Annotated in this window: 7 protein-coding genes and 1 tRNA gene; 6 read left to right on the top strand and 2 right to left on the bottom strand. The window is 74.7% G+C overall.

Annotation, left to right across the window (positions count from 1 at the left end; translation table 11 throughout):
• Window positions 1-182: 182 nt before the first annotated feature.
• From cobT to IE124_RS32960, 3 genes are all read left to right on the top strand, one after another.
• On the top strand, window positions 183-3,848 hold the full coding sequence (cobT, locus tag IE124_RS32950; protein ID WP_189513518.1) for a nicotinate-nucleotide--dimethylbenzimidazole phosphoribosyltransferase: 3,666 nt from the start codon (window positions 183-185) through the stop codon (window positions 3,846-3,848).
• A gap of 241 nt (window positions 3,849-4,089) precedes the next feature.
• Window positions 4,090-5,331: a uroporphyrinogen-III C-methyltransferase gene (gene cobA / locus IE124_RS32955; RefSeq protein ID WP_189513520.1), complete on the top strand. Its 1,242-nt coding sequence runs from the start codon at window positions 4,090-4,092 to the stop codon at window positions 5,329-5,331.
• 75 nt (window positions 5,332-5,406) lie between these two features.
• Complete coding sequence (locus IE124_RS32960) at window positions 5,407-6,225, top strand: TrmH family RNA methyltransferase (RefSeq protein ID WP_189513522.1); 819 nt, start codon at window positions 5,407-5,409, stop codon at window positions 6,223-6,225.
• Window positions 6,226-6,321: 96 nt separating this feature from the next.
• Here the strand turns inward: IE124_RS32960 and IE124_RS32965 are convergent, their stop codons facing one another.
• On the bottom strand, window positions 6,322-7,506 hold the full coding sequence (locus tag IE124_RS32965) for a serine/threonine-protein kinase (protein ID WP_189513524.1): 1,185 nt from the start codon (window positions 7,504-7,506) through the stop codon (window positions 6,322-6,324).
• A 529-nt stretch (window positions 7,507-8,035) separates the two neighbouring features.
• Between IE124_RS32965 and IE124_RS32970 the strand changes: the two genes are divergently transcribed.
• From IE124_RS32970 to IE124_RS32980, 3 genes are all read left to right on the top strand, one after another.
• Entirely contained in the window at window positions 8,036-8,203 is a 168-nt protein-coding gene (locus IE124_RS32970) for a hypothetical protein (RefSeq protein WP_189513526.1), read from the top strand.
• Between the two features lie 263 nt (window positions 8,204-8,466).
• Window positions 8,467-9,429: a phosphotransferase gene (locus IE124_RS32975; RefSeq protein ID WP_189513533.1), complete on the top strand. Its 963-nt coding sequence runs from the start codon at window positions 8,467-8,469 to the stop codon at window positions 9,427-9,429.
• Between the two features lie 58 nt (window positions 9,430-9,487).
• Window positions 9,488-9,766, top strand: coding sequence for a TFIIB-type zinc ribbon-containing protein (locus IE124_RS32980; RefSeq protein ID WP_189513528.1), 279 nt, complete (start codon window positions 9,488-9,490; stop codon window positions 9,764-9,766).
• Between the two features lie 53 nt (window positions 9,767-9,819).
• Here IE124_RS32980 and IE124_RS32985 read toward each other — a convergent pair.
• A tRNA-Val gene (locus IE124_RS32985) sits at window positions 9,820-9,894 on the bottom strand.
• Window positions 9,895-9,999 lie beyond the last annotated feature (105 nt).

Here is a 9,999-nt window from a genome sequence, read left to right on the forward strand (position 1 = left end):
GGGGGGACCGCGCGACGTGGCGCAGTCCACAGCACGCCGTGGCGGATCTGCCTGCCACGACGGCCGAGGGCCGCGACAATGAGTGGGTGTCCGCGCGTCCTTCGTGCCGCGCGGCGCGTGCGCTCGTTGTTCTCGACGGGCGCAGGTCTGAAGGAAGCACAAGCGATGGGCGAGGGGTACGCATGACGGACACCGGCCAGGTCCCGGGCGAGGGACTGCCGGAGAACGCAGGCATGGTCGAGCAGCCGGGCATCCCCGCACCGGGCGCGTACACCTTCCTGGACCCCTCCGAGCACGCAGCCGAGGACGACGACATCCTTCTCATGCCGGGCGCCCAGGGCGCCTGGAGCGAGCACCCGCCGGGCGTCGCGCCCGCGCCCCCGGTGGCCGTACCGGCCCCCCTCGGGGCCCCCGTCGTCCCGCACCAGGGCGTTCCGCCCGTGACCGCCGCTCCGCCGGCGGCCCCGGAGGCGGCGCCGATGGGCGACCCGCTCACCGACCCCCTCACGGGCCCGCTCCCGGACTCCTTCGTCCTCGCCGACGTCCTGACCGCTCCTCAGGGCCAGACGCCGCCGCAGCCCCAGAACGCCGGAACTCCGCCGCACGGCACCCCGGCGCACGGCACCCCGGCGCATGGCATGCCCGCCCAGGGCACCCCGGCGCACGGCGTTCCCGTCGCCGCGCAGGAGCCCGTCCTCGCCGACCACGGCTACGAGCCCGGCATCCTCGACACCGGTGCCCACGAGGCCGCGGGCCGCGACTCCGGCTCCGTCGACCTCGGTGGCGTCCGCGTCCCGCCGCCCGTCGGCGCCCCGGTCCCGCCGCCCGCCCGCCGCCCGCTGCACATGGGCCCGCCCGTCCCCGAGGCCGGCGGCGTCGTGCTCTCGCTCGCCGACCGCGGCCCGGCCGCCGCGCCCACCCAGGCTCCGCAGCCCGCGCCGGTCGTGGCCACCGCGCCCGCGCCGATGCCCCTGCGGAACCAGGGACCGCCGACGACGGGCCCCGAGTACTTCGACATCCCTCAGGACCAGCAGCTCGCGCCGCAGGGCGCCGAGCCGTGGGCCGCGCAGCCGCAGGAGGCGGTGGCGCCCGAGCCGGTCCTCCCCGCAGAAACGGTCGTCCCGCAGACCGGACAGTTCGTCCAGGTCGAGGGTTCCGTCCCGACGGCCCCGCACCTGGCCCCGACTCCGGCCGAAGAGCCCGTCGAGCCCTTCGAGCCCGCCGAGGCTGTCGAGCCCGCCGAGGCCGTCGAGGCCGTGGCGCCCGTCGAAGCCGCGGTGGCCCCCGTCGCTCCCGTGGCCGTGGCTCCCGAGGCGCCGGCGGAGGAGCCCGCCGAGGCCCCCGAGCACCAGCCGGAGCAGGCCGAGGCCGAGGTCCAGGCCACCGTGCCCGCACCGCGCGAGGCCGAGCCCGCCGCCGAGGCCCCCGCTCTCGTACCCGAGACCGAGGCCGAGGTCCTGCCCGAGCCCGCCGTGGAGCTTCCCGCCGAGCCGGCCGTCGAGGCCGTCGCCGTGGCCGACGCTCCGGTGGAGCAGGCGCCGGTGGAGACCCCCGTCGTGGCGGAGGCCGCCCCCGAGCCCCTGCCCGAGCAGGCTCCCGAGGCCGAGGTCCAGGCCGAGGTCCAGGCCGAGGTTCCGGCCGATGCGGAGCTCCAGGCGGAGCCGGCGGCTGCGGCCGAGCCCGTGACGCCCGAACAGCCCGAGCAGCCCGAACAGCCGGCGCAGCCCGTCCTCGCCGAGCCCCACGACCCGGTGGCCGCGCAGCCCGAGGCCGTCACCGAGGCGGAGACGGACCCCGAGGGCTTCGTGGACGCCGCGGAGCTGGTGGAGGCCGACGAACTCCCGGCCGCCGACGAGGCCGTCGCCCCGGCCGAGCCCCCGGTCGCCGACGAGCCGCCGGTCGCACCCGAAGCCCCGGTCGCCGACGAGCTCCCGGTCGCGGCCGAGCTCCCGGTCACCGAGGGACTCCCGGCCGCCGACGGGCTCGCCGTCACCGAGCAGGAGCCGGCGGCCGACGAACCCGTCGTCGCCGAGGACCTCGCCGTCACGGACGCCGTCCCGGCCACCGACGAGCCCGTCGTCACCGACGAGGAGCCCGCTGTCGCCCCGGAGGCCACCGCCCCGGCGCCCGGCTACGACGACGCCGAGCGCGAGGCCGTCCTGCGCGTGATGCGCGAGCGCCGCGACATCCGCAACGGCTTCCGCTCCGACCCGATCCCGCACGAGGTGCTGCTCCGCGTCCTGGAGGCCGCCCACACGGCCCCCAGCGTCGGCCACTCGCAGCCCTGGGACTTCGTCGTCATCCGCTCCGCCGAGACCCGGCAGACGATGCACGAGCTGGCCCAGCGGCAGCGCGAGGCGTACGCCAAGTCGCTGCCGAAGGCCCGGGCGAAGCAGTTCAAGGAACTGAAGATCGAGGCCATCCTCGACACCCCGGTCAACATCGTCGTGACCGCCGACCCCACCCGGGGCGGCCGCCACACCCTCGGCCGCTACACGCAGCCGCAGATGGCCCCGTACTCCTCCGCGCTCGCCGTCGAGAACCTCTGGCTCGCCGCCCGCGCCGAGGGCCTCGGCGTCGGCTGGGTCAGCTTCTTCGACGAGCGCGAGATGGTCCGCACCCTCGGCCTGCCCGAGCACCTCGAAGTGGTCGCGTACCTCTGCGTGGGTTACGTCGACGAGTTCCCCGACGAGCCCGAGCTGGCCCAGGCGGGCTGGTCCAAGCGCCGCCCGCTGGCCTGGGTCGTCCACGAGGAGACGTACGGCCGCCGCGCCCTGCCCGGCGAGGAGCCGCACGACCTCCTCCAGGAGACCGTCGCCAACATCCGCCCGCTGGACGCCAAGGCACTCGGCGAGGCCTGGGAGCGCCAGAAGCGCATGACCAAGCCCGCGGGCGCCCTGGGCATGCTGGAGATCATCTCCGCGCAGCTCTCCGGCCTCTCCCGGGTCTGCCCTCCGCCGATCCCGGAGCCCGCGGCCGTGGCGATCTTCGCCGGCGACCACGGGGTCCACGCCCAGGGCGTCACGCCCTGGCCGCAGGAGGTCACCGGCCAGATGGTGGCCAACTTCCTCGGCGGGGGAGCGGTCTGCAACGCCTTCGCGAACCAGGTCGGTGCCGAGGTCTGCGTCATCGACGTGGGCGTCGCCTCCGAGCTCCCGGCCACTCCCGGTCTCCTGCCCCGCAAGGTCCGCCCAGGCACCGGCGACTTCACCACGGGTCTCGCGATGACCCGCGAAGAGGTCCTTGCCGCGATCGAGGTGGGCATCGAGACGGCCCGCGACCTCGTGGCGGCGGGCAACAAGGCGATCCTCACCGGTGAGATGGGCATCGCGAACACCACCGCGTCCGCCGCGCTCATCTCGGTGTACACCGGGGTGGACGCAGCCGAGGTCACCGGCCGCGGCACGGGCATCAACGACGAGACGCACGCCCGCAAGGTGGACGTCGTCCGCCGCGCCCTCGACCTGCACAAGCCGGATCCGGCGGACCCGATCGGCGTCCTCTCGGCGATCGGCGGCCTGGAGCACGCGGCCCTCGTCGGCCTGATCCTGGGCGCGGCCTCGCTGCGCACCCCGGTGATCCTGGACGGCGTCTCGACCGGAGCGGCGGCCCTGGTGGCCCGCGCGATCGCGCCGGAGTCGCTCGCGGCCTGCATCGCCGGCCACCGCAGCGCCGAGCCGGGCCACGTGGCGGCCCTGAACAAGCTGGGTCTGCGCCCTCTGGTCGACCTCGACCTGCGCCTCGGCGAGGGCACGGGAGCCCTGCTCGCCCTGCCCCTGGTCCAGAGCGCGGCCCGCGCGATGCACGAGGTGGCCACGTTCGACTCGGCCGGAGTCACCGAGAAGTAGCACCATCGGCGCGTCCCCCACCCTTCCCAGGGGGGAGGGGAGACGCGCCGGGGTGCGTCCTCCCTCCGGAGCGCCCCCACGCCCGGACGCGCACGGACGCCCCCACCGGGAGATCCGTCACAGCGTGACGGCCACGCACCCCCGATATCGTGTGCACCAGGCGTTCCCGCCCACCCTCACCAGCCGCTTCACCGCAGCAGCGGCCCGCACCCGCACAGCCCCTCCGAGGAGCCGCTCACCCATGGCCGAGCACACCGAGCACGCGGCGCACCCCGCCTACCCCGTCGGTCTCCGTCTCGCGGGCCGTCGCGTCGTCGTCCTGGGCGGCGGCCAGGTCGCCCAGCGCCGGCTGCCCGCACTGATCGCCGCGGGCGCCGACATCACGCTGATCTCCCCGTCCGCGACCCCCTCCGTGGAGGCCATGGCCGAGGCGGGCGAGATCACCTGGGTGAAGCGCCGGTACGAGGACGGTGACCTCGCCGAGACCTGGTACGCACTGGTGGCCACCACCGACGCGACCGCCAACGCCGCGGCCTCCGCCGAGGCCGAGCGCACCCGCACCTGGTGCGTGCGCTCCGACGACGCCGAGTCGGCCACCGCCTGGACCCCGGCCACCGGCCGCGACGCGGGCGTCACCGTCGCGGTGCTCACCGGCCACGACCCCCGTCGCTCCGCCGCCGTGCGCGACGCGATCGTCGAGGGCCTCCGGGACGGCTCCCTGGCCGCGCCCGCGCACCGTTCCCGTACCCCCTTCGTCGCCCTGGTCGGCGGCGGCCCCGGCGACCCGGACCTGATCACCGTCCGCGGACGCCGGCTCCTCGCCGAGGCCGACGTGGTCATCGCCGACCGACTCGGCCCCCGCGACCTCCTCGACGAACTGCCCCCGCACGTCGAGGTGATCGACGCGGCCAAGATCCCGTACGGCCGTTTCATGGCCCAGGAGGCCATCAACAACGCGCTGATCGAGCACGCGAAGGCGGGCAGGTCCGTCGTCCGCCTCAAGGGCGGCGACCCCTTCGTCTTCGGCCGCGGCATGGAGGAGGCCCAGGCGCTCGCCGTCGAGGGCATCGCCTGCACGGTCGTCCCCGGCATCTCCAGCTCGATCTCGGTCCCCGGCGCGGCCGGCATCCCGGTCACCCACCGGGGCGTGGCCCACGAGTTCACCGTGGTCAGCGGACACGTCGCCCCGGACGACCCGCGTTCCCTGGTCGACTGGGCCTCGCTCGCCAAGCTCACCGGCACGCTGGTGATCCTCATGGGCGTCGACAAGATCGGGAAGATCGCCGAGGCGCTCATCGCCCACGGCAAGGCCCCGGACACTCCGCTGGCGCTCGTCCAGGAGGGCACCACGGCGACCCAGCGCCGGGTCGACGCCACGCTCGCGACGGTCGCGGAGACGGTCAAGGCCGAGGAGGTCCGCCCGCCGACCGTCATCGTCATCGGCGACGTCGTCGCCGAGGGCCCCGGCAAGCTGGTGAAGTAACCACAGGTAACGGAAACCTGTCACCCGCCGTCGCACCCCATTGGCACCACACCCCGGACAAGGCAGTATCACCCCGTGGCCGAACTCATCACGATCGACGACCCCGACGACCCGCGCCTGCGCGACTACACCGGCCTGACCGACGTCGAGCTCCGGCGCAGACGCGAGCCCGCCGAGGGCCTGTTCATCGCGGAGGGCGAGAAGGTCATCCGCCGGGCCCGGCAGGCCGGTTACGAGATGCGGTCGATGCTGCTCTCCGCCAAGTGGGTGGACGTCATGCGCGATGTCATCGACGAGGTCCCGGCACCCGTGTACGCGGTCCAGCCGGACCTCGCCGAGCGGGTCACCGGTTACCACGTGCACCGCGGGGCCCTCGCCTCGATGCAGCGCAAGCCCCTCCCGGGCGCGACGGAGCTGCTGGCCGGCGCCCGCCGGGTGGTGATCATGGAGTCGGTCAACGACCACACCAACATCGGCGCCATCTTCCGCAGCGCCGCCGCCCTGGGCATGGACGCGGTCCTGCTCTCCCCGGACTGCGCGGACCCGCTCTACCGTCGCTCCGTCAAGGTCTCGATGGGCGCGGTCTTCTCCGTCCCGTACGCCCGACTGGACACCTGGCCCCGGGGCCTGGAGGCGGTGCGGGAAGCGGGGTTCAAGATCCTCGCGCTGACCCCGGCGGAGAAGGCGACGTCGATCGACGAGGCGGCCCCGCACCGGCTGGAGCGGGTGGCACTGATGCTCGGCGCGGAGGGCGACGGCCTCTCCACGCAGGCGCTGCGCGCGGCCGACGAGTGGGTGCGGATCCCGATGGCCCACGGCGTCGACTCCCTCAACGTGGGCGCGGCGGCGGCGGTCGCCTTCTACGCGGTGGCGACGGGCCGCCCGGACTCCTGACGGCGTGAACCAAGCCGCAAGCCGACCGAGGTCCGACGACCTCCGGTCGGCTTGTCGCTTTTCCGGCCCCGTTCGGCCCTGCCTCTAGCCCTGCCCCTAGCCCTGCAGAGCCTGTGCGGCGGCGATGCCCAGGGCCACGACCAGGGTCACGACGACGAAGACGAAGAGCCGCTGGCGCAGCAGACGGGGGTTGGCCGGACGGCGTCCCGTGGACGTCGAGCGGGCGCCCGGCCGGGTGCCGGGACGGGACTGGGGAGCCCGTGAGCCGCCGGTCCGCGGCCCGGCCGAGGGCCGCGAGGCAGGGCTCGCACCCCGCGCCTGTCCCCGCTGCTCCCGCTCCGCGTCCCGCTCGGAACCCCGGCCGCGGGTGTCCCGCTCCGTGTACCGCTCGGTCGGCCGGGCCGGATTCCGCTCCTCGGTCCGCTCCCGCTGGACGGGCGGCCGCGCGACCGGCAGGCCCTGGGCCTCACGGGCGGCGATCTCCTTGAGCCGCATCGACAGCTGGAGCGTGCTGGGGCGTTCCTCCGGGTCCTTCGCCAGACAGGCCCGGATCAGCGGGGCCAGCGCGTCCGGGACGCCCTGAAGATGCGGCTCCTCGTGCACGACCCGGTAGAGCATGACCTCCGAACTCCCGTGCCCGAAGGGGGAGTCGGCCATCGCCGCGTACGCGAGGGTGGCGCCGAGCGAGAAGACGTCCGTGGCCGGGGTGACGGCCGCGCCGCGCACCTGCTCCGGGGCGAGGAAGCCGGGCGAGCCCACGGCCGTCCCGACGTGGGTGAGCGTGCTGGCACCGGTGGCCCAGGCGATTCCGAAGTCGATGATCCGGGGGCCCTTGGGGGAGAGCAGGATGTTCGAGGGCTTCAGGTCGCGGTGGACGACGCCGGCCTCGTGGACGGCGACCAGGCCCTCGGAGAGCGCGGCCCCGATGGAGGCCACGTCGGCGGCGCGCAGTCCGCCCTCCTCGGCGACCCGGTCGTGGAGGGAGGGGCCGGGCACGTACTGGGTGGCGAACCAGGGGCGCTCGGCCTCCAGGTCGGCGGCGACCAGCCGGGCCGTGCAGCCGCCGCGGATCCGCCGGGCCGCGGACACCTCGCGGGCGAAACGGGACCGGAACTCCTGGTCCTCGGCGAGATCGGGCCGGATGACCTTGAGCGCGACGCGCTGACCGCGCCGGTCGGACCCGAGGTACACGACCCCCATCCCGCCGGCCCCCAGCCTGCGGTGGAGCCGGAACGACCCGACGATCCGCGGATCCTCGCGCCGGAGCCGCATCATCGCCATGTCCGTCCCCTCGTCCGTTCGACGTGGCACAGCTTACGTAGTGGCGCCCGAACGTGCTCATAGGCCGCGCCCTCGCACCGGGATCGATTGTCAGTGCTGAGGGGGACGGAAGGGGGAAGCGGGCACCCGGCTGCACCCTCAACCCCCTTTTCCGGCTGATCACTTGACGGAGGCTCGCGAGAACCCCGGCACGGCTCGAAGGGCGTCTCGCGGCCCCGGGGGAGGGCTCGGGCAAGCCTGAGATCCGGACGGGCCCCGGCGAAGTGAGCGATGTCACGCCCGGTGACCTGCCCGACACCCCTGGGGAGGGGGACGACCCCTCCGGGAAGACCCCCAGTTCCGGGTGCCCGTCTCCACCCAGGGGAGTACTCCGTCCGGCCGGTCGTCATCCTCCGGGAGGCCCGCAAGTCGGTACGCGGGCATGACGCCCGGGCGCCCCCCGCTCCCTAGTGTTGTTGTCAGCGGCGGGTGCAGCACTCGTCCCCCGAGGTCACGCACCCGCCGCGCCGACCACGACAGGAGAGGAACCATGGCGTACACGGCACCGCGGTCGACCACCAGCCCTTCGGGCCGCCGTCACCCCTTGGTGGCCACGGCCATGGTCCTCCCTCTCGCGGCCCTGCTCGTCGTCGTCTTCGGCGGCTGGGAAGCAGTGGTCACACAGGCGTCGTCCGTGGGCGTGTTGTTGGGGCGCTGAACAGCGCCCGGACCTGGGAGAGCGGCCCGGGTCGGGGACACACGGCCATCAGCCCCGTGGGGACGGGGGTGTGGCGGACGGCAGCGTGAGGCCGGTCAGCTGGGGAGCTGACCGGCCTTCGCGCTCTCCGGAACAGCGCGTACGCTCCCCGCGTGGACCCCGCAGACCCGCTCTCGCCCGCCCCGACGCCGCTCGGCCGGTCGGCCGTGGAAGCACCGCCGGACCCGCCGGACCCGTCCGACCGACGCGAGGGGTCCGACGGGATCGACCGGTCCGAGTCGTACGAAGTCCTCGACCGGCTCGCCGCCGTCGCGCGCGCCGCCGCTCACCGCCCCGGCGCGCCCTGCCGCTGCGCGAGCGGCCTCGTCGGGGTGCTCGCCGACCGGGACGACGGGACCGTCGTGCGCCACGGGCGGCTCGTCGCCAAGGCGCACGCGCCCGACACCGACCCCGAGGCGCACCGTGCGCGCCTCGCCCTCGCCGCCCACCCCGACGTGGCCGGCGTCCTCCTGCAGCCGCTCCCGCTCCCCGTCCCGTCGCAGCGCGGCGCCGAACTCGACGGCCGTCCCGTCAGCCTCTGGCCGTACGGTGCGCCCGTCGCCCCGGACGACCCCGACGCCGCCCCCTGGGAGGAGGCGGCGCGGCTCCTCGCGCTGCTCCACCGCACGCCGCCCCCACGGGAGCCGGCCCCGCGGCTCCCGGAGATGCGGGCCCCGCTCAAGGTCTCGCTCGCCGTGGACCGGATGCTCCGCACGGCACCGGACCACCCGGCCGCCGCCGTCGTGCTGAGTGCCTGGCGGACGATCCCCCGCGGCGGGGAATCGGGCCCCCGGCTGCTCTGCCACGGCGACTTCCACCTCGGCCAACTGGTGCGCGAGCCCCGGCCGGTCGGTGACGGGCCCTGGCGGCTCATCGACGTCGACGACCTGGGCCTCGGCGATCCCGCGTGGGATCTGGCCCGCCCCGCCGCCTGGTTCGCCGCGGGCATCCTGCCGCCGGACGTGTGGTCGCGCTTCCTCGACGCCTACCGGGAAGCGGACGGGCCGGCCGTCGGAGGCGACCCCTGGGTGCAACTCGACGTCCCCGCCCGGGCACTGACGGTCCAGACGGCGGCCCTGGCCGTCGCCAAGTCCACGGTCGAGCGCCGATCGCTCGACGAGGTGGAGGACGTGATGATCGACACCTGTGGGCGGATTGCCGGACATCGAACCGATTCGGCTCCTTAGGCGTCCACGTAAGGTGAAGCCACCATTCGAACGGCAATGTCAGGGAGTTGAGCCGAGCATGCAGTGTCCCAAGTGTCATGCGGCCATGCACACGTACAACCGCAACGGCGTCCAGATCGAGCAGTGCAGCGGCTGCCGCGGCATATTCCTGGACTTCGGCGAGCTGGAGGCCCTGACCCGCCTGGAGTCCCAGTGGGTCCAGCAGGCGCCGCCGCCGCAGGCCTACCCGGCGCAGCAGGCCCCCGCGGCTCCCGCCTGGGGTGCCCCGCACCAGGGTGGCCACCACGGCGGTCACTACCGCCAGCGCGGCTTCGGCCGGATGCTCTTCTCCTCCTGAGCGGAGCACGAAGAAGCCCCCGGCCGCGAGCTGCGGCCGGGGGCTTCTTCAGGTGGTGCGCGATACTGGGATTGAACCAGTGACCTCTTCCGTGTCAGGGAAGCGCTCTCCCGCTGAGCTAATCGCGCGGGGGTGGTGCACACGTCGTACCCGAAGATACTACGTGCTGCGTGCGCGATACTGGGATTGAACCAGTGACCTCTTCCGTGTCAGGGAAGCGCTCTCCCGCTGAG

The organism is Streptomyces narbonensis, from assembly GCF_014649015.1.
Taxonomy (GTDB): Bacteria; Actinomycetota; Actinomycetes; order Streptomycetales; family Streptomycetaceae; genus Streptomyces; species Streptomyces narbonensis.